This window comes from Mesorhizobium sp. WSM3873, assembly GCF_001672445.1.
Lineage (GTDB): Bacteria > Pseudomonadota > Alphaproteobacteria > Rhizobiales > Rhizobiaceae > Mesorhizobium.
In genome coordinates this window covers 1-23,980 of sequence record NZ_LYTM01000008.1, presented here as the reverse complement: position 1 = coordinate 23,980, position 23,980 = coordinate 1, and the positions used below count along the sequence as shown (strand labels likewise).

The 23,980-nt window shown below is 64.4% G+C and carries 20 protein-coding genes; 10 read left to right on the top strand and 10 right to left on the bottom strand.

The window, feature by feature from the left end; translation table 11 throughout:
* Window positions 1-83: 83 nt before the first annotated feature.
* Window positions 84-791 carry a purine-nucleoside phosphorylase gene (locus A9K71_RS07090; protein WP_066992426.1) on the bottom strand — a complete coding sequence of 236 codons (708 nt, stop codon included), beginning with the start codon at window positions 789-791 and terminating at the stop codon, window positions 84-86.
* A gap of 176 nt (window positions 792-967) precedes the next feature.
* A complete protein-coding gene (locus A9K71_RS07085) occupies window positions 968-3,547 on the bottom strand; it encodes a PAS domain-containing sensor histidine kinase (RefSeq protein ID WP_066992423.1) in 2,580 nt (859 codons plus the stop codon).
* A 208-nt stretch (window positions 3,548-3,755) separates the two neighbouring features.
* Here A9K71_RS07085 and A9K71_RS07080 point away from each other — a divergent pair, with 208 nt between their 5' ends.
* The gene (locus A9K71_RS07080) at window positions 3,756-4,466 is read left to right on the top strand and encodes a flagellar biosynthetic protein FliO (RefSeq protein WP_066992420.1); all 711 of its coding nucleotides are present in this window, start codon (window positions 3,756-3,758) and stop codon (window positions 4,464-4,466) included.
* Window positions 4,467-4,550: 84 nt separating this feature from the next.
* Here A9K71_RS07080 and dksA read toward each other — a convergent pair whose 3' ends face one another.
* Window positions 4,551-4,967, bottom strand: coding sequence for an RNA polymerase-binding protein DksA (gene dksA / locus A9K71_RS07075; RefSeq protein WP_040972254.1), 417 nt, complete (start codon window positions 4,965-4,967; stop codon window positions 4,551-4,553).
* 255 nt (window positions 4,968-5,222) lie between these two features.
* Between dksA and A9K71_RS07070 the strand changes: the two genes are divergently transcribed.
* From A9K71_RS07070 to A9K71_RS07055, 4 genes are all read left to right on the top strand, one after another.
* Window positions 5,223-5,726 carry a histidine phosphatase family protein gene (locus A9K71_RS07070; protein ID WP_066992417.1) on the top strand — a complete coding sequence of 168 codons (504 nt, stop codon included), beginning with the start codon at window positions 5,223-5,225 and terminating at the stop codon, window positions 5,724-5,726.
* Window positions 5,727-5,789: 63 nt separating this feature from the next.
* Complete coding sequence (locus A9K71_RS07065; protein ID WP_066992414.1) at window positions 5,790-7,259, top strand: YcjX family protein; 1,470 nt, start codon at window positions 5,790-5,792, stop codon at window positions 7,257-7,259.
* Window positions 7,256-8,335: a TIGR01620 family protein gene (locus tag A9K71_RS07060; RefSeq protein WP_066992411.1), complete on the top strand. Its 1,080-nt coding sequence runs from the start codon at window positions 7,256-7,258 to the stop codon at window positions 8,333-8,335. The genes A9K71_RS07065 and A9K71_RS07060 overlap by 4 nt, the downstream gene beginning before the upstream one ends.
* Before the next feature lie 126 nt (window positions 8,336-8,461).
* Window positions 8,462-8,989, top strand: coding sequence for a hypothetical protein (locus A9K71_RS07055; RefSeq protein ID WP_245299552.1), 528 nt, complete (start codon window positions 8,462-8,464; stop codon window positions 8,987-8,989).
* A gap of 68 nt (window positions 8,990-9,057) precedes the next feature.
* On the opposite strand, the gene A9K71_RS07050 is transcribed toward A9K71_RS07055, so the two are convergent.
* Window positions 9,058-9,324, bottom strand: coding sequence for a hypothetical protein (locus A9K71_RS07050; RefSeq protein WP_066992405.1), 267 nt, complete (start codon window positions 9,322-9,324; stop codon window positions 9,058-9,060).
* A gap of 272 nt (window positions 9,325-9,596) precedes the next feature.
* On the opposite strand from A9K71_RS07050, the gene A9K71_RS07045 reads away from it, so the two are divergent.
* Both A9K71_RS07045 and A9K71_RS07040 read left to right on the top strand, forming a co-directional pair.
* On the top strand, window positions 9,597-11,432 hold the full coding sequence (locus A9K71_RS07045) for a monovalent cation:proton antiporter-2 (CPA2) family protein (protein ID WP_066992402.1): 1,836 nt from the start codon (window positions 9,597-9,599) through the stop codon (window positions 11,430-11,432).
* A 10-nt stretch (window positions 11,433-11,442) separates the two neighbouring features.
* Complete coding sequence (locus tag A9K71_RS07040; RefSeq protein ID WP_066992399.1) at window positions 11,443-11,991, top strand: DUF924 family protein; 549 nt, start codon at window positions 11,443-11,445, stop codon at window positions 11,989-11,991.
* 65 nt (window positions 11,992-12,056) lie between these two features.
* Here A9K71_RS07040 and folK read toward each other — a convergent pair whose 3' ends face one another.
* Genes folK through folP form a run of 3 tightly spaced genes read right to left on the bottom strand, consistent with a single transcriptional unit; the run spans window position 12,057 to window position 13,766 of the window.
* The gene (gene folK, locus A9K71_RS07035; protein WP_066992396.1) at window positions 12,057-12,569 is read right to left on the bottom strand and encodes a 2-amino-4-hydroxy-6-hydroxymethyldihydropteridine diphosphokinase; all 513 of its coding nucleotides are present in this window, start codon (window positions 12,567-12,569) and stop codon (window positions 12,057-12,059) included.
* On the bottom strand, window positions 12,553-12,912 hold the full coding sequence (folB, locus tag A9K71_RS07030; RefSeq protein WP_066992392.1) for a dihydroneopterin aldolase: 360 nt from the start codon (window positions 12,910-12,912) through the stop codon (window positions 12,553-12,555). Before folB ends, folK begins: the two co-directional genes overlap by 17 nt.
* 2 nt (window positions 12,913-12,914) lie before the next feature.
* Window positions 12,915-13,766: a dihydropteroate synthase gene (folP, locus tag A9K71_RS07025; RefSeq protein WP_066992390.1), complete on the bottom strand. Its 852-nt coding sequence runs from the start codon at window positions 13,764-13,766 to the stop codon at window positions 12,915-12,917.
* 84 nt (window positions 13,767-13,850) lie between these two features.
* Between folP and A9K71_RS07020 the strand changes: the two genes are divergently transcribed.
* Window positions 13,851-14,471 carry a DUF922 domain-containing protein gene (locus tag A9K71_RS07020; protein WP_066992386.1) on the top strand — a complete coding sequence of 207 codons (621 nt, stop codon included), beginning with the start codon at window positions 13,851-13,853 and terminating at the stop codon, window positions 14,469-14,471.
* A 220-nt stretch (window positions 14,472-14,691) separates the two neighbouring features.
* Window positions 14,692-16,179 carry an MDR family MFS transporter gene (locus tag A9K71_RS07015; protein WP_066992383.1) on the top strand — a complete coding sequence of 496 codons (1,488 nt, stop codon included), beginning with the start codon at window positions 14,692-14,694 and terminating at the stop codon, window positions 16,177-16,179.
* Between the two features lie 5 nt (window positions 16,180-16,184).
* Here A9K71_RS07015 and A9K71_RS07010 read toward each other — a convergent pair whose 3' ends face one another.
* The 3 genes from A9K71_RS07010 to A9K71_RS07000 all read right to left on the bottom strand — a co-directional run bounded on the left by A9K71_RS07010 (window position 16,185) and on the right by A9K71_RS07000 (window position 18,106).
* A complete protein-coding gene (locus A9K71_RS07010) occupies window positions 16,185-17,216 on the bottom strand; it encodes an NAD(P)/FAD-dependent oxidoreductase (protein ID WP_066992380.1) in 1,032 nt (343 codons plus the stop codon).
* Between the two features lie 93 nt (window positions 17,217-17,309).
* Entirely contained in the window at window positions 17,310-17,630 is a 321-nt protein-coding gene (locus tag A9K71_RS07005; protein WP_066992377.1) for a 2Fe-2S iron-sulfur cluster-binding protein, read from the bottom strand.
* Between the two features lie 107 nt (window positions 17,631-17,737).
* Window positions 17,738-18,106: an Hpt domain-containing protein gene (locus A9K71_RS07000; protein WP_066992375.1), complete on the bottom strand. Its 369-nt coding sequence runs from the start codon at window positions 18,104-18,106 to the stop codon at window positions 17,738-17,740.
* A gap of 292 nt (window positions 18,107-18,398) precedes the next feature.
* Here A9K71_RS07000 and A9K71_RS06995 point away from each other — a divergent pair.
* On the top strand, window positions 18,399-23,980 hold a 5,582-nt coding region (locus A9K71_RS06995; protein WP_066992373.1), incomplete at its 3' end, for a kinesin.

The window sequence follows — 23,980 nt, the reverse complement described above, 5'->3', positions numbered from 1 at the left end:
TTCGCTTCGATGCTGCGCACAACCTGCCGCTTTATCTGCGGGTCGCCGGCCGACAGCCGAGGGGCAGTTGAAGCGGAAACCGCCTAAGCAGTGACCGCGACTTCCAGTGCCAGGCGGGTCATGTCGGTGAACAGCGCCTGGCGTTCGGAATACTCGGTCTGCTCGTCGGCGGCGACGTGGTCGACCACGGTCAGCAGCGATAGGGCGCGCGCGCCGAACTGCGCCGAGATGCGGTAGAGCGCGCTGGTTTCCATATCGACCGCCAGCGCGCCGAGCGCCCTGGGCTCGTCGAAGCGGGCGCGGCCATCGGGATGATGGAAGATGTCGCTGCAGACGGTCAGGCCGGCGCTGCAGGCAATGCCGAGATCGGCGGCCCGCTGCAGCGCCAGCGCATGGAGCGCCTCATCGGGGCCGGCCGGCTGGTAAAGTCCGAACACCTGCCCGCTGATCGGGCCCTCGGCGCGCACGGCGCTTGAAACGACCAAGCCCCGCAGCGGAACGTCGTCCGACAATGCGCCGCATGTTCCTGTGCGGATCAGCGTCTTCACGCCATGATAGTCCAGCAACTCATGGGCATAGATCAGGAAAGAAGAGACGCCGATGCCGGTTGCCTGGATGCTGACCGGCTTACCGCGGAAACGGCCAGTGAAGCCGAGGGCGCCCCGACGGAGATTGATGCAGCGCGGCGCCTCCAGAAAAGTTTGCGCCATCCACTGCGCGCGCTCGGGGTCGCCCGGCAGCAGCACCGTTTCGGCATAATCTCCCCTGCCCGCCTCGATGTGCGGCGTCACGCGCTATCACCCCCATGACAGGACCCATCCGATCGCCATCATGGCAGGCTCGCTGCAATGTGCAAGCGATAGCTGTTTAAGACATGTCGCCTAAAAGGGCGCAGCGCTTTTGGGGAAACGACCTGCATCAAGCAATGATCTGAAGCGCGTCGCCTGATCTGCTTCACCGATGCGCTTTAAGATTCCAGCACGTCTTTGACGATCGTCGCCAGTTGCTTGAGCGAGAATGGTTTGGGCAGGAAGCCGAAATGCGCGTCGGCCGGCAGGTTTTTGGCAAAAGCGTCCTCGGCATAGCCGGAAACGAAGACGAATTTTATGTCCGGCTGGCGCTTGCGCAATTCGCCGAGCAGCGTCGGCCCGTCCATTTCCGGCATCACCACATCGGACACGACGATGTCGACCTTGCCGCCGAGTGCCTCGAAGACCTCCAGCGCCTCGACGCCGGAGGAAGCCTCGTGAACGGTGTAGCCGCGCGAAGTCAGCGCCCTCACGCCGCCCATGCGAACGGCGTCCTCGTCCTCGACCAGAAGCACGGTCGCCGAACCTGAGAGGTCCTTCGCCGTGTCGGCCGGCTTGGCTGGAGCTGCCGCCGCCGCAGTGTCGGCAGATTCGCTCGCCTTCTTCACCTCCGTCACGTGACGCGGCAGGAAGATCCGGAACACCGTGCCCTTGCCGACTTCGGAATCGCAGTAGATGAAGCCGCCGGTCTGCTTGATGATGCCATACACCATCGAGAGGCCAAGGCCCGTTCCCTTGCCGACCTCCTTTGTGGTGAAGAACGGCTCGAATATCTTCTTCAGCACCTCCGGCGCGATGCCGCTGCCCGTGTCCTCGACCTCGACCAGCACATAATCGGCCGGGATAAGCTCGCGATACGGGAACGATTTGCACTCCTCGGCCATGACGTTGCGGGTGCGCACGGTAAGATCGCCGCCGGTGGGCATCGCATCGCGCGCGTTGACGGCGAGATTAACCACCACCTGCTCGAATTGGCCGATGTCGACCTTGACCGGCCACAGATCGCGCCCGTGGTCGATCTTCAGCCTGATATCGTTGCCCACCAGGCGGGCAAGCAGCATGCGCAGATCGGCAAGCACATCGGTCAGGTTGAGAACTTCCGGCCGCAAGGTCTGCTTGCGCGAGAAGGCCAGCAACTGCCTAACAAGCGACGCCGCCCGGTTGGCGTTCTGCTTGATGTTCATGATGTCGGGGAAGGACGGGTCCGACGGCCGGTGGTTGGTGAGCAGGAGGTCCGACGCCATGATGATGGCGGTGAGCACGTTGTTGAAGTCGTGCGCGATGCCGCCGGCAAGCTGGCCGACCGCCTGCATCTTCTGGCTCTGGGCCATCTGGCCCTCGAGCGCCTTCTGCTCGGTAGTCTCGACGGCGTAGACGATGGCCGATTCCTCAGCACCCTCGCTACCGGCGCCGTCGGCGACCGCATTCACGTAGAAGCGGATGTGGCGCTCCTCATGGCCGGGCAGCAACGAGTCGATCGGCTCGATATTGGCCTGCCGCTGCCGCGCCTTCTCGAAGGCGGCGGCGAAGGCCGGCCGGTCGCGTTCATGCACCACGCTCTCAAAACGCACACGCCGGTCGACAGCGTCCCGGTCGACGACGGACGAAAACAGCGACAGGAACGGCGCATTGGTGCGCAGAATGCGCCCGCCGGCATCGACGCCGGCTATCGCCATCGGCGTCGAGTTGAAGAATCGCGTGAAGCGCACCTCCGAGGCGCGCAGGTCGGCGGACGCGTCCTCTCCCTGGGTGCGGTTGAGCACGATGGTGCGCGTCGGCCCGTTCACTCCTTCGCGGCTTGCCGAAACGCGGTGCATGAAGCGGACCGGCAGTGCCTGGCCGCTCATTGTCGTCAGATCAAGGTCGATGACGGCGTTGCGCGTGGCGCCGGGATCAGCCTTGACCGAGCGGACGAGCGCCATGCCGTCGCCGGCGACGATCTCCGGCAGCGTGACCGCGCCCGGGGTGAAGCTGGCAAGGTCGATGCCCAGCCATTCGGCAAGCGTCGCATTGATATAGGTGACGCGGCCTTCCTGGTCGGCCGAGAAGAAGCCTGCGGGCGCGTGGTCGAGATGGTCTATCGCCTTTTGCAGGTCGAGGAAGAAACGCTCCTGTTCCGCCCGCTCCTGCGAAATGTCTGCGATCTGCCAGGCAAGCAACGGCAGCCGCTGGCCCGGCACGTTGAAGGCGCGCGCGCGGACGCGGTACCAGCGCGCGCCCGGCTCGGCCCCAGGCTTGATCGATTGCGCCAGGCGGAATTCACCGTCGCCGGCCTGGCCGTCGCGCAGGCCGGACGCCAGCCGGTAGATGGTCATTGAAGCCTCGGGGACGTCCGAAAGCAGCCCCTCGACCGTCTTGAGGTCGGCCGCCGAAGCGGCACCCGTCATCTCGGCATAGGCCCGGTTGGCGTAGATTACGCGACCCTTGGTGTCGGTGACCAGGAGGCCTTGCGACATTGAATCGACGAACGCTTTGGACAGCTCGTCTCCGGTTGAACGCGGCGCGATCTGCACGAAGCCGATCGCCGTCGCGAACAGAAAGCCGACGCCGATCATGGCGAGCACGCCAAGCATGCCGAGCAGGAACGGATCGCCGAGGCGCTCGCGGAACAACCCGAAGACGACCGCCGCGCCGGTCAAAACGACGATGAAGATGATGAGCCTGGCGATGGCGCCCGGACGCGTGTTTTGGTCGACGATCGGTACCGGATAGAAATCGCCGCGCGTTTCCTTGGCCATGTGCCCCCTGCTCGTGATTCCGATGCCCCGACACCCGCGAACGGCCGGTTGAATCACATTCTCCTGTAGCGGAAAAGGCCCGGACGGCAAATGTCCGATAAAATCAACGATTCATGTTTCAAACTGTTCACGATGGGTGATGTCGCCTTGCGGAGGCTAGTCCCTAAGGTCTAGTGTCGCGTCACTTCAAAGGCGATTGGGTGCACCGATGCTGCAGTGGCTGGATAGCGTAGCGGGGCCGGGTTACGTCGCTGCAATTCTATGGACGTTCGCGGCCCTTGTTCTGCTGGTCGTGGTCCTGCTCGTCATCAAGGTAGTCCGCAACCTGACTTTCGGCACCTTCGTTGCCGGAGGCCGGAATCGCAAGACACGGCTCGCCGTCATGGACGCCACCGCTGTCGACAGCCACCGCCGGCTGGTGCTGGTGCGGCGCGACGATATCGAACACCTCATCCTGATCGGCGGCCCGACTGATGTCGTGGTCGAGCGCGACATAAGGCTGGCAGCACCTCGCCGCCCGGCGCTGACCGGAGACAGCGGCCAGCAGCAGACCGCCGCGCCGCGCCCGCGGGCGCCTCAGCCCGCACCCGCCCCGGCCCGGCAGCCGACCGCACCGGCGCCGGCTCCCGTGAGCGAGCCCGTGTCGCGCCCGCGCGCGGCGCCCCCTCCGGCAAAGCCGCTGGTATCGCCTCCCCCAGCCGCGAAAGTCATGCCGCTCCCTGCGTATGGGACGAATGGCACTGGCCGGCAGGCCCCGCCGCAGCCCTCCAACGACTCGATCGACGACACACTGATGCACGAGCTCGAGGCATCGTTGGAGGAGTCCCATTCCAAACCGGCAAGCAAGCCGGCGGCGAAGCCCTCGCTCGATGACGAGATGACCAAGCTTCTCGGCGAGCTGGCCAGCCACAAACGCTGACTCGGAAGGATTGGCCGCTCAAGAAAAGAAAATGGCCGGAAGATCCGGCCATTTTCGGCAAAACCTGCGTCTGTCCAACTCGCGTCAGTCGTCGCGGTAGACCTTCTCGCGGCGCTCGTGGCGCTCCTGCGCCTCGATCGACAGCGTTGCGATCGGGCGGGCGTCGAGCCGCTTCAGCGCGATCGGCTCGCCGGTTTCCTCGCAATAGCCATAGGTGCCTTCGTCGATGCGCTGCAGCGCGGAGTCGATTTTCGAGATGAGCTTGCGCTGGCGATCGCGGGCGCGCAGTTCGATGGCTCGGTCGGTTTCGGAAGAGGCGCGGTCGGCTAGGTCGGGATGGTTGGCGTTTTCTTGCTGGAGGATTTCGAGTGTTTCACGCGCTTCGCGAAGGATGTCATTCTTCCATGTGATAAGCTTCTGGCGGAAGTATGATTTCTGCCGTTCGTTCATGAACGGCTCGTCTTCGGAGGGTACGTAATCGGCGGTAACGATGTCGTTCATTCGACTCACCCAACAACCCCAAATTTGGCGCCTATATATTCGCGGACAAGGGGCTGCACAAGCGGAAACAATAACAGTTTCACGCATTTGTTAGTCTTCGCAGCAGCAGGCATTCGCGGCGGCCATTTCTCAACGGTCGAGATCGAAATCATCAGCGATTCGGCGCGGTTGCGCGTCCTATGCCATTGTGCACGACACCGTTCTGGTGACTAATCGCCAAAACGCTCAGCGTATTCAACATAAAGGGGGAGCCGGTTGAGCAGACTTTATCTGTTGAGGCATGCCAAGGCCGGATGGGCGCTGCCCGGCGTTCGTGACTTCGATCGTCCGCTCGACGAATCGGGCATGGCCGACGCTGAGGCGATGGGTGACGCCATGCGGGCCCGCGACTACGTGCCGGATGTCACTCTCTGCTCCAACGCCAAGCGAGCACGGCAGACCCTGGAAGGCCTTGCGGGCCGCACCGACACCGGCCGGGTGCTGTTCTTCGACACACTCTACAGCGAAGATGCCGCCGGTTACCTCGAAATCATTCGTAAGAACAGCGGGGCCGGCTCATTGCTGGTGATCGGCCACAATCCGATGACCGAGGACCTAGCCATGGCGGTGTCGGGCGACGGCGATGAGACCGCGCGAGGCATGCTCAACCACGGCTTTCCCACTTCCGGACTCGCCGTCGTGCGTTTTCCCGGCAATCTCGGTGAAGCAGGCCAAGGCCGTGGTTATCTCGAGGCCTTTCTCAGTCCCGCCGATCTCTGACACCATTTCAAACGCCTTGCCCAAGGCCTATATCGGGCCCTGACGGGCGACCCAGAGGCAGATTTGGCATCATCGCTGACCACTTTCACCGACGAGGCGAGGATTGCGCTCGACACGTTGTCGGGCCGGGCCGCCGGGCTCTTCTCCCCATCCCTGCGACTGGGCGTCACCGGCCTCTCCCGCGCCGGCAAGACGGTGTTCATTTCCGCTCTCGTCCATAACCTTATCCATGGCGGGCGGCTGCCGCTGTTCGAAGCGCAAAAATCGGGCCGCATCGCCCGCGCCTTGCTCGAGGAGCAGCCGGACGACGCCGTCCCGCGCTTCCAGTACGAGGACCATGTCGCGGCCCTGGTCGACGACCGTGTCTGGCCGGATTCGACGCGCGCCATTTCAGAGCTGAGGCTGACCATCGAATACGAGTCGGCCTCCGGCTGGAACCGGCTGTTTTCGGCCGGAAAGCTGTCGATCGACATCGTCGATTATCCCGGCGAATGGCTGCTTGACCTGCCGCTGCTCGGTAAATCTTTCGCCGATTTTTCGCGCGAGGCGGTGGAGTTGGCCGCCCTGCCGGTCCGCTCCGACCTGTCACAGGCGTGGCAGGAGCTAGCCTCCTCGCTCGATCCGGACGCCGACGCGGACGAGATGACGGCGCGCCGTCTCGCCGAAAGCTTCGCCGCCTATCTCAAGGCTTGCAAGCTCGACGAACGTGCGCTGTCGACGCTGCCGCCGGGTCGTTTCCTGATGCCGGGCGATCTCGAAGGCTCGCCGGCGCTGACCTTCGCGCCGCTGATGAAATTGTCCGAACGGCGCCGCCCCGGATCGCTGCAGGCGATGATGGAGCGCCGCTACGAGGCCTACAAGACGCATGTCGTAAAACCGTTCTTTCGCGAGCATATCACCCGTCTCGACCGCCAGATCGTGCTGATCGACGCCATGCAGGCGCTCAACGCCGGCCCGGCCGCCATGGCCGACCTCGAACGGGCCGTCACCGAAATCCTCTCCTGCTTCCGACCCGGGCGGGGCAATTTCGTCACCGACCTGTTTTCGAGGCGCATTGACCGCATCCTGGTGGCGGCGACCAAAGCTGACCAGTTGCACCACGAAAGCCATGACCGGTTGCAGGCGATCGTGCGCCGCCTGGCCGACCGCGCGGTCGCGCGGGCCAATTTCAGCGGCGCCGATGTCGATGTGGTCGCCATGGCGGCGGTGCGCTCGACCCGCGAGGGCATCGTGAAGCAAGGCCGCGAGACATTGCCGGTGATCATCGGCACGCCCTTGAAAGGCGAGAAGATCAACGGCGAGACATTCGACGGCAAAGCCGAAACAGCCATATTTCCCGGTGACTTGCCGGAAAAGGTCGATCCCGTGTTCGACGCTTCCGGGCAGCAGGCGGAAAACAATGAACCGGCGATCCGTTTCGTGCGCTTTCGTCCGCCGAAGCTCGAGCGGACGGCCGAAGGCGTCACGCTGTCTTTGCCGCATATTCGCCTCGACCGCGCGCTTCAGTTCCTGATCGGAGATCGTCTGGCATGAATCCGCCCCGCAAACCGGCGGCCTTCCGCATCGAGCCCGAGTCCGCGCCAAGGCACGAGGCGCCGCAGAAGCGTGGCGCCGAACAGCCCGTGCGCAGGCCACGCGCCGCCAGGGCCGATGTCGCCGTCGTCATTCCCTCGGAGATCGACGTTTTCGACCAGCCGGATATTGAGCAGGCCCCGCCGCCACCGGCTACCGCTCCAAGGAGGCGCTCGCTGCTGGCACGCCTGTTTTTCGGAGCTTTCGGCGTGCTTGTCTCGCTCGCGGTCGGCTTGTGGATGGATCAGCTCATCCGTGATCTTTTCGCGCGCGCCGAATGGCTGGGCTGGCTGGCGGCCGGCATGGCGGCCATCGCGCTTTTGTCGCTGCTTATCGTCCTGATCCGCGAGTTCCTCGCCATCGCACGCCTCGCTGAGGTCGAGAAACTACAGCGACGGGCCGTGGATGCGGTTGCGCGCGACGACCCCAAGGCCGCGCGCGCTTTGGTCGACGAGCTTTCCGCCTTTGTCGCAGCTAAACCGGAGACCGCGGCCGGCCGCCGCTCGCTCGCCGAATTGCGCGGCGAGATCATCGATGGCGCCAATCTGGTGCGGCTCGCCGAAACCGAGATCCTGTCGCCGCTCGATGCCCGCGCCAAGATGATGATCCTGGAGGCCGCGAAGCGCGTCTCGCTGGTGACGGCGGTCAGCCCGCGCGCGTTGGTCGACGTCGCCTATGTCGTGTTCGAAGCCGGCAGGTTGATCCGGCGCCTGTCGGAACTTTATGGCGGCCGTCCCGGTACGCTGGGCTTCTTCCGCCTGGCGCGCGGTGTGCTCGCCCATCTCGCGGTGACCGGCTCGATCGCCGTCGGCGACAGTTTCGTGCAGCAGATCGTCGGCCACGGCCTTGCCGCGAAGCTCTCGGCAAAGCTTGGTGAAGGCGTCGTCAACGGCATGATGACGGCGCGCATCGGCATCGCGGCGATGGAAACGACGCGCCCGCTGCCGTTCATTGCGGTAAAGCGACCGGGGCTAGGCGATTTCCTCTCGGCATTGACCTCGTTCGCGTCGCGAAAGGATGGCCAAAGCGAGCAGTAAGGTAAATGCAGAAACGGTCGCCAGTGACGAAGCATTAACCAATCTTCTTCATGGTCACTCTGGTTCCAACAGCAGACTCGTTCGTGCCGGGTGTTGTCAATGAGAAGCGTAATCTTGTCCTGCGTCATGACCGCAACGGTTGCGGCCGCCGTACCGCTCGGCCTCGTCGAAAGGGCCTTTGGAGCAGAGGCTGACAAGCAGTTTTTCCGCTCGGTCGAAGGCAAATGGGTCGGCCCTGGCGAAATCATCGCCGGCAAATACAAGGGCACGAAATTCACCTGCAATTTCAACGGTTCCACGCCGGACGGCAAGGTCGGCATGACGCTGGACGGCGACTGCCGGGTCGGCGTTTTCACCCAGAAGATGTCGGCGACGGTCGAACGCCGGGGCCGGGATGGTTACAAAGGCACTTTCATGGGCGGCTCGACCGGCAACGGCATGGACATTGTCGGCGGCAATGTCGTCGATCCCCAGAAGGTCGTCTTCACCATTAACCGCAACCAGTTGAACGGCGTCATGCAGGCGCGCGTCCCCGATGACAATTCGATGACCGTGACGGTCGCCGTGCGCGTCGACAAGCAACTGGTGCCGGTCATCGGCATGAGCCTAAAGCGGGTCGACACGGTCGAAGTCGGCTCGATCGCGAAGAACTGAGCAAAGCGCGATCGAGGAAGACAAAAGGCGGCAGCCAATGGCCACCGCCTTCTTTCGTTTGACTTGGCTCAACCCTTGATGGCGGCAGTCACTTCGTCATATGCCTTGCAGGCTTCGTCCAGCGTCGTGGCATTCTGATATTTCGTCGTCACGGCCTGCACCTTGGCCGTCAGATCAGCCGCCTTGCTCGGATCCTTGGTGATTGCTTCCTGAAGCGCGGCAGCCATGTCCTGCGCCTTCTTGGCGGCGATCTCCTGTGTGCACTCCGGTCCCTTCGAACAGGCCGAAACGGCCAGCGCCGCAGCGCCAACGGCAACGAGCAAAAACTTCTTCATGTCAGTCATCTCCTCAAAAAAGGCAGCGGCCCATCGCCGCTGCCCTCCAATGGCTGAAGCTCCATAGCCAAAGCCTATCGGCCTTAACCTTTGATTGTGGCGGCGCGCAACGACCGGGCTGCGTAAACTTGTGTACGAAGCTGCAGCGCGAGTTTGTCTGACGGCACACGCTCGTTTTCGGGCAGACACCCCTGCTCTTCCTGCCAGGCCCCCTGCCCTTGCCTCGCACTCCCGCTGCATGCAAGGAGTGCTGAAACGAAAGGACGGCAGTCATGGCGGCTGAAGCATCGGGCAGCGATCTCGTACAGGTAGTGGCGCTGCTCGCTGCCGGCGTGGTCGCCGTGCCGATCTTCAAGCGCATCGGGCTGGGCTCCATCCTCGGCTATCTCGCTGCCGGTGTGGTCATCGGGCCGTTCGGCCTCCGCATTTTTTCCGAATCGGAAGCCATCCTTCACGTCGCCGAGCTTGGCGTCGTCATGTTCCTGTTCATCATCGGCCTGGAAATGCAGCCGTCGCGGCTCTGGGGCCTGCGCCGGGAAATCTTTGGTCTCGGCGCGCTGCAGGTTGGCGTCTGCGCCGTTCTGTTGACGCTCGTCGGCCTGGCCGGAGGCTTTCCGATCGCGCAATCCTTCGTCGCCGGCGCCGGCTTCGTGCTGACCTCGACCGCGATCGTCATGCAACTGCTCGAGGAGCGCGGCGAGATCGCCGCGCCCAAGGGGCAGCGCATCGTCTCGATCCTTCTGCTCGAAGACCTGATGATCGTGCCGCTTCTGGCGCTGGTGGCGTTCCTGGCGCCCGGGGGCGCGGAGACCAGCCTGTCTGAGCGCTTGACCGAAGTGGGGATCGGGATCGCGGCGATCGTCGGTCTCGTCGTGGCCGGTCGCTATCTGCTCAACCCGCTCTTCCGCATCCTAGCCGATGCCCGCGCCCGCGAAGTGATGACGGCCGCCGCCCTGCTGGTGGTGCTTGGGTCGGCGCTAGCCATGCAGCTTTCCGGTTTGTCGATGGCGATGGGTGCGTTCCTCGCCGGCGTGCTGCTCTCCGAATCGACCTTCCGCCACCAGCTCGAAGCCGATATCGAGCCGTTTCGCGGCATCCTGCTCGGCCTGTTCTTTCTTGCCGTCGGCATGTCGCTCGACCTTGAAGTCGTCGCCCAGAACTGGCGCCTAGTCGCCATTTATGTCGTCGCCTATATGGTCATGAAGGGGCTCGGCATCTATCTGGTCGCGCGTATGCTCAAGAGCGGCCATCGCGAGGCGCTCGAGCGCGCCGTCTTCATGGCGCAGGGCGGCGAATTCGCCTTTGTGCTCTATTCCTCGGCCGCCGTCGTCGGCATCATCGACGGCCAGGCCAATTCCACGCTGACCGCAATCGTCATCATCTCCATGGTGCTGACGCCCGTGGCTATCTTGGCACTGCGCTACCTCACCCCGCGCGACGAGCAATCGCTGGAAGGCGTCGACATCGCCGACGGGCTAACCGGCAGCGTGCTGATCATCGGCTTCGGCCGCTTCGGCCAGATCGCCAGCCAGCCGCTGCTTTTGCGCGGTCTCGACGTCTCGATCATCGACAATGAGGTCGAGATGATCCAGGCGGCGGCCGATTTCGGCTTCAAGGTCTATTACGGCGACGGCACGCGGCTCGACATCCTGCGTGCGGCAGGCGCTGGCCGCGCGCGCGCCGTGCTGATCTGCGTCGACAAACCGGACGTGGCCGTGCGCATCGCGCAATTGATCAAGGCGGAATTCCCGCTGGTCACTATCCTGGCGCGTGCCTTCGACCGCGGCACCGCGCTGCAACTCATCCGCGCCGGCGTCGACTATCAGTTGCGCGAGACCTTTGAATCGGCGCTGGTCTTCGGCGGCTCGGCCCTGGAAGCGCTGGGCGTCGATCCGGAAGAGGTAGCCGAGGTGATCGAGGACGTCCGCCGCCGCGACACAGCTCGCATCGAGACACAGCTCGCCGAAGGTATCCGCGCCGGCCAGCGCTTTCTCAAAGGCAATATCGGCACGCCGATCCCGACCCCGCTCGCGCAGCCGCGCCGCGCCGGCCGAGCGCTGAACGAAGAGACGGCCGGCGTGCTGAACAAGGCAGAGACGAAGAGCTGAGGAGCAACGCATGGCAGAACTCGACCCGCGGGCGCTTGCCGTCACCAAATTCTGGCGCGATGCCGGCGAGGACGCCTGGTTCGAAAAGAACGACGCGTTCGACTCGGGTTTCCGCGACTGCTTCCTCGAGCTGCACCACGCCGCCGCCCGGCGCGAATGCGACGCCTGGAGCGAGCATGCCGAAGGATCGCTGGCGCTGATGATCCTGCTCGACCAGTTTCCGCGCAACTGCTTCCGCGGCACCGGGCATATGTATGCGACCGATCCGCTGGCCAGGCATTTCGCCGACCGGGCGATCGCCGCCGGTCAGGATCTCGAGTTCGAAGAAGCGCTTCGCGTCTTCCTCTATCTCCCCTTTGAGCATTCGGAGTCGCTCGCGGATCAGGAACGCTCGCTCGAACTCACAGCGGCGAGGGCGCCGGATTATCTCAAATACGCCAAGGAGCACCTGGAGATCATCCAGCGCTTCGGGCGCTTCCCGCATCGAAACAAAATGCTCGGCCGCGAGACGACGCCAGAGGAAAAGACGTTTCTCGAGGGCGGCGGTTTCTCCGGCTGATAGCCGGACCAATTCCAGAAAGTGTAGCGATTTTCCGCCCAGAAAATTGCTTGAAAACAAACGGCTCAGCCGAGCCACCACTCCCGGCCGGACGGCAGCCGCTCGATCCCCGAAATATCGACGGCGCCGAGCCGCTCCGACACGCTTTTGTTGCCGACCACAAGGTCGGGCGCGATCTCGGCCAGCGGCGCCAGCACGAAGGCCCGCTCCAGCATGCGCGGATGGGGAACCTCAAGACCCATCTCGTGGATCACCCGGTCACCGAACACCAGAATGTCGATGTCGATCAGGCGCGGCCCCCAACGTTCCTCGCGCACCCGCTTCAGGCGCCTCTCGACGTCCAGGCAGAGATCGAGCAGGCCGCGTGGCGAGCGCGCGGTTTCGATGCCGGCCGAGGCATTGAGAAAATCCGGCTGGTCGAGCTTGCCCCACGGCGGCGTCCGGTAGAGTGAGGAAACAGCGGTGACGCGCGTCTTGTCGTCGCCGTCCAGCATGCGCAGCGCCGCGGCCATGGATTTCGCCGGATCGCCGAGATTCCCGCCGAGGCTAAGGTAGACGGCGCTATTGAGGCCAGACAACTGTCACCTCGACATGATCGAGCACGCCCGGAACCGGGGCGTTCGGCTTGCGCACCGTAATTTCCGCTTTCCTGATCTGCGGAAAGCGTGCCGCCAGCGCTTTCGCCACTTCCAGCGCCAGCGCCTCGATCAGGAAACGCCGGTGCCCGGTGACGATCTTCTCGATGACCGCGAAGGCGATGCCGTAATTGACGGTATCCTCGATCGAATCGTCCTCCAGCGGCCGGCTGGGCTCGACGGTGAGTTCGGCGTCGACATAAAAACGCTGACCGAGCGTCTCCTCCTCGTCCAGCACGCCGTGCCGGGCAAAGAAGGCGCAGTTCTTCATGCGGATGACATACATCGTCAGCGTCCGGGAGAAAGTTTTCCTCGCGCCAGCATAGCATCGGCCATCGCCAGCGCATCCACGTTGATTGCGACATCGTGGACGCGAAAAAGATCGGCTCCCTTGAGCCGCAGAATGACGCTCGTGGCCGCCGTGCCGACAGCGCGCTCAGCGGGCTCGCGCCCGGTGACGCCGCCGATAAAACGCTTTCGCGACGTTCCCGCCATCAGCGGAAAGCCAAGCGCCTGAAGCTCGGAGAACCGCGCCATCAGATCGAGGTTTTCCTCGGTCGTTTCCTTGGCAAAGCCGAAACCGGCGTCGAGCACGACCTGGTCATCGGCAACATTTCTGGCGCGCGCGATCTCCAGCGATTTGCTGAGGAACAGAAGCTGGTCCTCGATCACGTCCGGCAGCTTCTGGCGTTCACGGCCGGTGTGCATGATGATCAGGCCGGCGCCGGTCTCGGTTGCGACTCTCGCGATGCCGGGCTCGCGCTGCAGTCCCCAGACATCGTTGACGATATGCGCCCCCGCAGCGACGGCCCGCCGCGCGGTGTCCTCGCGATAGGTGTCGACCGAAATCAGCGCCTCGCCCGATGCCGCGAGCGCCTCGATGACCGGCAGCACCCGCGCCTGCTCTTCTTCGGCGCTGATCGGGGCAAAACCGGGCCGCGTCGATTCCCCGCCGATGTCGATGATGGCCGCGCCTTCTTCCGCCATGCGGCGCGCCTGGGCTATCGCCTTCTCCGGCGCGATGAACAATCCCCCGTCGGAAAAACTATCCGGCGTGACGTTGAGGATGCCGACCACGACCGACTTGGGGCCGAGGTCGAGATGGCGTCCATGCGCGAGCTGCCACCGCCTTGTCGTCATTGTCCATCAACCATGCGTGATCCGCGCGAAATCAATTTCGTTGCGCCGGCAACGGCCGTAAAGCAAGGTGCGTGAAGAGGCAACATGATGAACCGTTCCCTGCTCTGCGCCCTGATGCTCACGCTCGCCGCAACGCCGGCCGCCACGGCGAATCTGGTGAAGACCTACAGCTATTTCAGCGTCGGCGGCCGCACGCTGGACGACATCGAAAAACAGCTGACGAAAAACGGACCGGAAGTGAAGAGCACCGGCTCCCGGCATCCGGGCGCAACGCAGATGGCTTTCACCACCCGCGTCAGCTACGCGCAGACCGCGAATTCCTGCCGGATCGCGAACGCGCAGGTGACCGTGAAGGTCAAGGTGATCCTCCCGGAATGGCGGCGCCCGCGCAAGGCGGATCCGCAGGTCAGGCTGTTCTGGGATACGCTGTCGGCCGACATCAAGCGCCACGAAGAGCGCCATGTCGAGATCGCCAAGAATCACGCGCGCGAACTCGAGGACGCGCTGAAGGCGACTTATCCGCAAAGGACCTGCGAAGCCGCGAAGGCCCAGGCCGCCCAGATCTCGGCCGCCATCCTCGCCAAGCACGATCGCGCCCAGGTGCAGTTCGACCGCGTCGAAAGCGTCAATTTCGAGAGCCGAATCATCCGGCTCCTGCGCTACCGGATGCAGCGCACCCAAAGCGGGCGGTTGCCGCCGGCTTGACCATTGGACCGGTGGTGCCGGCGAAAGCCAACACCGCCGAAACAATGGTGCCAGATTCCAAAAAACTTTCGAGCATCGGTCGAAAACGGCCTATATCGACCGACATATATCGGGTTTGCCGTCCGGCGGACTTTGGAAACCGAGATACGAATGACGGGCGCAGGACGCCCCGCACCGGCTGCTTCTTGCCGACGGCGCACCGACCTTGAAAGAGTGACGCATGGACCAGACCGTCGACAATCGCACGACGATGAGGACAATGGCCCCGCCGTCGATCAGCGAGAGCGAGAAGAACGCCATCATCGGCGGCGTGCTCTTGTCGATGCTTCTGGCGGCGCTTGACCAGACCATTGTGTCGCCTGCCTTGCCGACCATCGCGCGCGCGCTCGGCCACGCCGAATACCTGCCCTGGATCGTGACCGGCTATCTGCTGACGGCCACTGCGATGGCGCCGCTCTACGGCAAGATTTCCGACGTCTACGGTCGCCGGCCGGTCATCTACGCCGCCATCCTGATCTTTCTTTTGGGATCGCTGGTCAGCGCCCTGGCCCCCAACATGCTGGTGCTGGTCATCGGCCGGGCGATCCAGGGGGCCGGCGGCGGCGGCCTTTTCGCGCTGACGCAAACCGTCATCGGCGATCTGGTGCCGCCACGCGAGCGGGCCCGCTACGCCGCCTGGATCTCCGGCACCTGGGCGGTCGCCAGCGTCGCCGGCCCGCTGCTTGGCGGTGTCTTCGCAGAGCATCTCCACTGGTCGTTGATCTTCTGGATCAACCTGCCGATCGGCTTCCTGGCGATGGCCATCATCAACAATCCGCTGAAGAAGTTGCCGATCGCGGCCAAACATCACCGCATCGACGGGCTGGGCGCAGTGCTCTTGGTGATCGCCACGGCGCTGCTGCTTCTGGCGCTCAACTGGGGTGGCAGCACCTATCCGTGGTTCTCGCCGGAAATCCTTGGGCTGGTGGCCTGCTCGGCCGTGTTCTGGGCGTTGTTCGCGCTGCGGCTGCTGAGGGCCAGTGAGCCTTTGATCTCGCTCGAGGTGCTGGGCAACCGGATCGTGCTCGCCGGCACGTTGTCGATGTTCCTGCTGCAGGCGGCAAACATCGGGGCGTCGGTTTACCTGCCGGTCTATCTGCAATCGGTTGTCGGGCTCTCGGTCAGCGAATCCGGCATTGCCATGCTGGGTCTCCTGCTCGGCACTGTTGCCGGTGCCACCTTCAGCGGCCGCATGATCCCGCGCTTCGTCCACTACAAGCGCATTGCCATGGTCGGCGTCAGTTTGGCGATCGCGTGCATCGGGGTGCTGAGTGCCATTGCGACGCACGCCTCGCTGCTCGAAGTCGAAATCCTGACGACCCTCATTGGCCTCGGCAGTGGCACGACCTTCCCGGTCAGCACCGTCTCGGTACAGAACGCGGTCGATCGCGCCCATCTCGGTGTCGCGACCGGCGTCCTGACCTTCCTGCGCACACTGGGCGGCGCGCTTGGCGTCGCCCTGCTCGGCGCCGTCGCGCTCGGCTACGGCCTGCCGCTCGCCGCCGAGGGCTCGCAGACGCATATCGAGCTGACATCGGCAATGCCGTTCGTGATGATCTTCCTCACCGCCGGCATCACTCTTGTTCTGGCATTGATCGCGCTGGCGCTGATGCCGGAAAAGCCGCTGCGCGGCAAGGACGAGCACGCAGCGCCCGTGCTCGCCGAATGATCACGTCAATCGTGGACGCCGAGCTTCTTTTGCAGGCTGGTCGACGAGGTCGTGTACTGGAAGATGATGCGCTCGCCCGGGCTGACGATGCGTTTTGCGGCCTGCGCCATCAGGGCAACCTCATGGAACCCTGACAGAATCAGCTTCAGCTTGCCCGGATACCAGTTGATGTCGCCGATGGCGAAGATGCCGGGAACCGACGTCTGGAATTTCTCGGTGTCGACCGGGATGAGGTTCTCATGCAGGTTCAGCCCCCATTCGGCGATCGGCCCGAGTTTCATGGTGAGGCCGAAGAACGGCAGCATGCGGGTGCATGGCACCTCGATATCGCCATCGGGGCCACCCTTGATGGTGGCGGACGAGAGCTGGCCGTCGGCGCCCGCGAGCCCGCTCACCTGACCGACCAGGAATTCCAGCTCTTTCATCTCCTGCATGGCATACATCTTGTTGACGCTGTCGGGCGCAGCCCGGAATTCCGGGCGCCGGTGGACAAGCGTCACGCTTTTGGCGATTGGCTGCAGGTTGAGCGTCCAGTCGAGCGCCGAATCGCCGCCGCCGACGATGACGAGATCGTGGCCGCGGAAATCTTCCATGCGCCGGACCGAGTAGAACACGCTCTTGCCTTCGTAGCTCTCGATGCCCGGGATGGGCGGTCGCTTGGGCTGGAACGAGCCGCCGCCGGCGGCGATCACCACCACCTTGGCTTCGAACACCTCAGCCTCGTCCGTGGTGACGCGGAAGCTGCCGTCCTCGAGCTTTTCGAGGCTTGAGACCATCCGGTTGAAAGTGAAGTCCGGCTTGAAGGGATGGATCTGTTCGAGCAGCTTGTCGACCAGACCCTGGGCAGTGATCATCGGCCAGCCGGGAATGTCGTAGATCGGCTTTTCCGGATAGAGCTCGGCGCATTGCCCGCCGGGACGGTCGAGGATGTCGATGAGATGGCACTTCATGTCGAAGAGCCCGAGCTCGAACACGGCGAATAGGCCGACCGGCCCTGCCCCGACAATGAGTACGTCCGTCTTGATCGTGTCCGTCATCAGCTCCGCCCCATTTTGGGAATGCTGGCGACAGTGCATGAGCATTGGCTCGCTGCCAAGCAGCCACGGCAAAATTGGAAAGGGAGACTTGGTTCAGCCCTGCCGTTCGGGAACGCGCACGACCAGACCGTCGAGCGCGTCGCGCACCTTGATCTGGCAGGACAGGCGCGAGTTGGGCCGGACGTCGTAGGCGAAATCCAGCATGTCCTCCTCCATCGCTTCCGGCTCGCCGACCTCGCCCGTCCAGGCCTCGTCGACATAGACATGACAGGTCGCGCAGGCGCAGGCGCCGCCGCATTCGGCCTCGATGCCGGGCACCGCGTTGCGGATCGCGTTTTCCATGACGGTCGAGCCGTTCTCGGCCTCCACGTCGAATTGAGTACCGTCATTGGCGATGTAAGTCAGCTTGGCCATTTGTCACCTGAGGAGTCGCAGCCGAGATAATCACTCCGCCGGACAAGTCAACTGCGGCGCGAAAGCGCCACCGCATGACGTTTTTTCTGGATGTGCTCCCTGGAGGACTACCGGCTGATGGCGGCGATGAAGTCCCGCACTTCATCGATCAGCACGCCCAGCTTCCTCAGGATGCGACCATCCTCAGGCTGCTTTTCAATGGCTGCAGCGCATTCGGCGACGGCAAAGGCGCCGATGCCGCGGGCCGAGCCTTTCAGGCCGTGTGCAAGGAGCACCCGTTCCTTGGCATCGGCATCGACGATCTTGTCGCGCACCGAAAGCGCCTGCTGCACGAACAGCGCCAGCACCTCCTGTTCGAGCGCGCGATCATCCATCGTCTGCCGCGCAAGGTGGGCCATATCCACAGGTCGCGAACCTGCCGTTCCCGACACGTCGCCGCCGGGCATGGAAAACGCAATACCAATCTCGCCACGCATACGCACTGCTACTCCAAGAAGGGGCCCGGCCGGCGGCCCAAAAATAGGCGGATTCCCGTCGCCAACGGGTTAACGATTGCCGGGGAAAAATGTTGTCACGGAGGCAGCCAAATCACGCTCACGTTAACCTTATATTTAAAGTTTTACGTATCGCCGGGAATGCATGTTTTCTTTACCCGTGTGTGTCATTACGATACGAACGTCCATTTTCAGCCTCCTGTCTGGGACCAGACAAGCCAGAATCAGGCCAAAATCATAAGTCCCGCGGCAGCTAGTACAGGGTAGCGAAGGCATGGCTAAGAAACCGACGACGACCAAATCTCTCGAGAGCGACGTGGCCGCGGAACTGGAAAAGGCGCTTGACCTTGACCTGAACGGCGACGAAGGCGGGCTCGACATGGCGGCGTCGATGGAAGATCTTGAGGCCCAGATTTCGGCGGCCGCGGATGAACTGGCGCGCGAAGGCCGCAGCCATAGAATCGAGCCGGCAAATGAGCCTCAGGCCGCGAAGGCGGCGCCCCAGCCGAAGCCGGCGGAACTGCGCCCGCTCGAATCGCGCGCCTCGCAACCGAACGGTTTTACGCCGGCTCCCGCCGGTTTCACGCCGGCCAATGACGATCGCCAAAAGGATTACCGGACGCTTCTGCATGGCCTCAACCGGCGCGCTTCGAGCACCGTCTACTGGGTGATCGCGTTCATTTCACTCGCCTGGATCGCAGGCGCCGGCGGCCTCGCCAACCTGCTGTTTGGGCCGAGCATCTGGCAGATCCGCACTCTCGACCAGTTCTTCGCCCGCCCCGAGCTGATCGGCCTGGCGGTCGCGGCGATCATCCCGGTCATCCTGTTCTGGGCCTTCGCCGCCATGATCCGGCGCGCGCAGGAAATGCGCATCGCCGCGCAATCCATGACCGAAGTGGCCTTCCGCCTCGCCGAGCCGGAAAACCTTGCCCAAGACCGCGTCATGATGATCGGTCAGGCCGTTCGCCGCGAGGTCGCCGCCATGGGCGAAGGCATCGAGCGCACTTTGGCCCGCGCCGTCGAGCTCGAAACCCTCGTCCACAGCGAAGTCAACCAGATCGAGCGCTCCTATTCCGAGAACGAAGCGCGTATCCGCTCGCTGGTCGACGGGCTGGGCAGCGAGCGCGAAGCTGTCGTTAGCCATGCCGAGCGCGTGCGCGCTTCGATCCACGGCGCGCACGAGACGCTGCGCGACGAGATCGGTGCCGCCAGCGATATCATCCGAGATTCGATCCTCAATGCCTCGACCAAGCTGTCGATGACGATCAACAATTCGGGTGACACGCTGATCGATCGCATCAACGAGAGCTCGCTGTCGATCTTCGACTCGGTGGAAACCCGGCTCGACACGATCACCGACCGCCTGTCGACCTCGGGCGAGGCCTTCGCCAGCCTGCTCGACACCCGCATCGCCAAGCTGACCGACACCACGGACGGCCTTACCCGTTCGCTGACCGATCTTCTTGACGATCGCACCAACGGCATGGTTTCGCTGCTCGGCGGCGCCGCCCGCACACTGAACTCCGAGTTCGAAGCAAGCCTCAGCGGCATCGAGCGGACGCTGGCCGAGCGCGGCCAGGCGCTGATCAGCGAGTTCCAGACCCGCGCCGAAGCACTCGACACCGGCACCCAGAAGCTCAATGCCGCGCTCGAAGCGCGTGCCCGCCAGATCAACGAAACTCTGGTCGAACGTGCGCGCGAGATCGCCAACACCTTCGCCGAGAGCAAGGACCAGCTGTCGTCGATGATCGATCAGGGCAAGACCCAGATCGGGGCCGACATGGCCGACATCATCTCGTCGACCTCTTCCATGCTCGAAGCCCGCGCCACGGATTTCGCCGGACGCATGGAGGCGGCCCGCCATGTCGTGTCGCGCGCCTTCGATTCCGACATCCAGCGCCTCGCCGATGCTCGCGCCGGCATTGACGAAGCCATCGAAGACCACAGCCGGAAGCTCTCCGACAGCAGCAACCGTATGGCCGCCGCCATGCAGGAGGACCTCGCGAAATTCGCCGAGAGTCGCGCCGGCATCGATGAGGCCGTGGCCAGTCAGGTCCAAAAACTGGCCGAGGGCCGCAGCCTTATCTCTCGCGCGCTGGAAGAGGACCTGCGCAAGGTCAACGAGTCCCACGCGGCCATCGACGCCTCGCTCGGCGCCCATCTCGAGCAGCTCCAAGAGAGTCGCAACCGCCTCTCCCAGGCGCTGAACGAAGACTCCGGCAAACTCGTGCAAGCCCGCACCATAATTGACGAAATGGTCGCTGGACATGTCGGCAAGCTGGCCGAGGGCCGCAACATTCTGGCGCGCGCGCTGGAGGCCGATCTCGGCAAACTGGCGGACAGCCGCGCCTCGATCGACGGCCTGGTCGCCGGCCAGGTCGAGAAGATCGCCGAGGGCCGCGCCGTGCTCGCCAAGGCGCTGGAGACCGACATCGCCGGGATAAGGGACCTGATCGAGACCCATTCGGCCAAGCTCGCGGAGGACAGGGGTGAACTCAGCCGCGCGCTGGAGGGCGACCTGAGCGGAATCCGAAGCCTGATCGACAGCCACGCCGGCAGGCTTGTCGAGGACCGCAGCCTGCTGTCCCAGACGCTTGAATCCGATCTCGCCAAGTTGGCCGAGAGCCGCGCCTCGATCGACGGCCTGGTCGCCGGCCAGGTCGAGAAGCTCGCCGAAGGCCGCGATATCTTGAAGCGTGCCCTGGAAGCCGACATCAACACCATCAGGGGTGCCATTGCGGGACACTCCGAGAAGGTGCAGGAGGAACGCGCTCAGCTGTCGCAGGCCCTGGAGGCCGACCTGCAGACCGTCGGCGGCGCGATCTCCGATCACCAGAACAGGCTCGTCCAGGACCGCGCCGTGCTGTCGAAGTCGCTCGAGGACGATCTGGCCAAGCTGGCCGAGAGCCGTTCCAGCATCGATGGCTTGGTGGCCGGCCAGGTCGAGAAGCTTGCCGAGGGCCGCGATATCCTCAAACGCGCTCTGGAAGCGGACCTCAACACCATCCAGGGCGCCATCGTCGATCATTCGCAGAAGATCGCCGACCATCGCGCCGAGCTGTCGCGCGTCCTGGATGCCGACATGGCCAATGCCAGCGGCCTCATGCAGACCCACGCCGACAGGCTGGTCCAGGACCGCTCGACCCTGTCCAAGGCCTTGGAGGACGATCTCGCCAAGCTGGCCGAAAGCCGGTCCTCGATCGATGGTCTGGTCGCTGGCCAGGTGGAGAAGCTGGCCGAAGGCCGCGATATCCTCAAGCGTGCGCTCGAAGCGGACCTCGCCAAGCTCGCCGAAAGCCGCGCCTCGATCGACGGCCTCGTCGCCGCCCAGGTGGACAAGCTCGCGGAAGGCCGCGATGTCCTCACGCGCGCCCTCGAGGCCGACCTGGCCAAGCTCGCCGAGAGCCGCGCCGGCATCGACGGGCTGGTCTCCGGCCAGGTGGAAAAGCTCGCCGAGGGTCGCGACATCCTCAAGCGGGCGCTTGAATCCGATCTGCAGAAGCTGGCGGAAAGCCGCTCGGAGATCGACGGCGTCATCGCCGGTCACATCGGCAAGCTGTCCGAAGGCCGCGACATGCTGGCCCGCGCGCTGGAAGATGACCTCGTCAAGCTCGCCGAAGCGCGCAAGGACGTCGACCGTTCGGTGTCCGGCCATATCGACCAGATCGCGGCCAAGAGCAGCGACATCTCGGCGGCGATCGCTGCCGATGTCGAGAAGATCGAGCAGGCCTTCAGCCGCCAGACCGGCATCATCGAAGAACGCGCCGGCACCATGGAGCGTGCGCTTTCGGCCGGCGTCGACAATGTCCGCGGCGTCCTCGAAAAGACCGCCGTCTTCGTTGCCGGCGCGCTGCGCGACAAGGTGATGGAAATCACCAGCACGCTTCACGAGCAGGCGGGCGCCGCCTTCAGCGACGCCGATCGCAAGATCGCCGAACGCGCCGAACAGACTTCGGCTGCGCTGCTCGCCCGGGCCGAAGAGATTGCCAACGCCTTCGAGCAGGCCGACCGACGCCTGCACGAGCGCGCTCAGGACACCTCGAGCATGCTGATGGCCCGCGCCGATGATGCGTCCAACGCGCTCATGGCCCGTGCCGAGGAAACCGCCGACAAGCTCGCCGCCCGCGCTGGCGAGATCGCCGGCACCTTCGACGCCGCCGACCAGAAACTGGTCGCCCGCGCGGTCGAAACGGCGCAGTCGCTCGCAGCCCGCGCCGGCGACATCCTGCGCAACTTCGAGGGCGCGGACGAGCGCCTCAGCATGCGCATCACCGAATCGGCCGAAGCGCTGGCCGCCCGCGCTTCGGATCTCGGCCGCATCTTCGACGCCGCCGACCAGCATCTGATCTCGCGCATTGCCGAAGGTTCGGAGGCGCTGTCGTCGCGGGCGTCCGAAATTGCCCGCATCTTCGACGACGCCGACAACCGTTTGGTGTCGCGCATCGCCAGCAGCACCTCGACCATCGGCGAACATGCCGACACCATTGTCGGCGCATTCGCCGCCACCGAGCAGCGCGTCGCCGACCGTGCCCGCCAGACCGGCCAGGAACTCGCCGTCCACGCCCGCGAGATCGAGCAGGCACTTGCCGGTGCCGACGAACGCCTGGCCTCGAGCGCCGCTGCGGCGGCGGCCCGTGTCGAGGAACAGGTGGCGAGCGTCGAGAACCGGCTCGCCTATGGCGCCGAAACGATGGGCCAGAAGCTCAACGAGCAGGTCTCCAGCGCCGAGGCGCAGCTCATCTCGCGCGCCAACGTCATTGCCGAAACCTTCACCGCGGTCGGCCAGCATATCGGCCAGAGCACCAACGAGGCGGCAAAGACCATCGGCGCCAACACCCGCGAGCTCAACACCATGCTTGCGGCGCGCTCCGCCGAAATGTCGAAGATTCTCGACGAGACGGCGCGTCCTCTGGTCGAGCGCTTCGCCCAGGGCGGCTCCGAGCTGCAAAAGAGCATGGAAGAGGTCACCGAACGGGCGACCGAGAAGCTGCGCAGCGAAAACGCGGCCCTCGTCAATGCGCTCGCCAACCGTACCGCGGAGACGCTCTCGGCGGTCGAGGGCGCTCGCTCGACGCTGGCCGACAGCGTTGCCGACCTTATCGGCCGCATGACCACCTCCAGCGCGCAGCTCAGCCAGCTCATCGACCAGGCGGCCGTCAATCTCGGCCAGGTCGAGGAGCGCCTGAGCGGCAGCACGCAGAGCTTCGCGGCGACCACCGAGAAGGCGGCCCAGACCTTTGCCAGCTCGGCGCGCCTCGTTGATTCCAACACGACGCGGCTCACCGATCTGTCGTCGGCGACGTTGCGCGAGGTCGCCTCGATCGCGACCAAGTTCGACGAGCACAGCCGCCTGCTGTCGAGCGCCTCGGACCTGCTGAGCTCCGCGCAGAGCAATCTCGAGCACACGCTGGAGCGGCAGTCGTCGCTGGAAGACCTCGCCGTCGGTCTGGTCAAGAAGTCGGAAGACCTCGAGAAAGTCATGCGCTCCTTCGAGACTCTTGTGGGCCAGACGATGCAGAATGCCGAGGGCCGGACGATGGAATCGGCGGAGAAGATTCGCACCGCCATCGCCGAGGTCGTCGATTCGGCGACGCGCCGCTTCGCCGACGCGACCGAGGAGATGCGGCGCACCGCAGGTTCCATCAAGAGCGAGCTGGACCTCACCCGCGCCGAGCTCAAGAAGGGCGTCATCGAGATGCCGGAGGAGGCCAAGGAATCGACCTCGGCCATCCGCCGCGCCGTCGCCGAGCAGATCAACGCGCTCAAGGAACTGTCGGATATCGTTGCGAAATCCGGCCGCAGCGGCAGCAGCGAGACCGGCGAGCCGCGCGCCCTGCGCCCCGCGCCGCAGTCGCC

Coding starts and splice junctions, on each gene's coding strand:
- A9K71_RS07085 (WP_066992423.1), bottom strand. CDS start 3,547: ATGGCCAAGGAAACGCGCGGCGATTTCTATCCGGTACCGATCGTCGAC.
- A9K71_RS07080 (WP_066992420.1), top strand. CDS start 3,756: ATGCTGCAGTGGCTGGATAGCGTAGCGGGGCCGGGTTACGTCGCTGCA.
- dksA (WP_040972254.1), bottom strand. CDS start 4,967: ATGAACGACATCGTTACCGCCGATTACGTACCCTCCGAAGACGAGCCG.
- A9K71_RS07060 (WP_066992411.1), top strand. CDS start 7,256: ATGAATCCGCCCCGCAAACCGGCGGCCTTCCGCATCGAGCCCGAGTCC.
- A9K71_RS07055 (WP_245299552.1), top strand. CDS start 8,462: ATGACCGCAACGGTTGCGGCCGCCGTACCGCTCGGCCTCGTCGAAAGG.
- A9K71_RS07050 (WP_066992405.1), bottom strand. CDS start 9,324: ATGAAGAAGTTTTTGCTCGTTGCCGTTGGCGCTGCGGCGCTGGCCGTT.
- A9K71_RS07045 (WP_066992402.1), top strand. CDS start 9,597: ATGGCGGCTGAAGCATCGGGCAGCGATCTCGTACAGGTAGTGGCGCTG.
- A9K71_RS07040 (WP_066992399.1), top strand. CDS start 11,443: ATGGCAGAACTCGACCCGCGGGCGCTTGCCGTCACCAAATTCTGGCGC.
- folB (WP_066992392.1), bottom strand. CDS start 12,912: ATGTATGTCATCCGCATGAAGAACTGCGCCTTCTTTGCCCGGCACGGC.
- folP (WP_066992390.1), bottom strand. CDS start 13,766: ATGACGACAAGGCGGTGGCAGCTCGCGCATGGACGCCATCTCGACCTC.
- A9K71_RS07020 (WP_066992386.1), top strand. CDS start 13,851: ATGATGAACCGTTCCCTGCTCTGCGCCCTGATGCTCACGCTCGCCGCA.
- A9K71_RS07015 (WP_066992383.1), top strand. CDS start 14,692: ATGGACCAGACCGTCGACAATCGCACGACGATGAGGACAATGGCCCCG.
- A9K71_RS07010 (WP_066992380.1), bottom strand. CDS start 17,216: ATGACGGACACGATCAAGACGGACGTACTCATTGTCGGGGCAGGGCCG.
- A9K71_RS07005 (WP_066992377.1), bottom strand. CDS start 17,630: ATGGCCAAGCTGACTTACATCGCCAATGACGGTACTCAATTCGACGTG.
- A9K71_RS07000 (WP_066992375.1), bottom strand. CDS start 18,106: ATGCGTGGCGAGATTGGTATTGCGTTTTCCATGCCCGGCGGCGACGTG.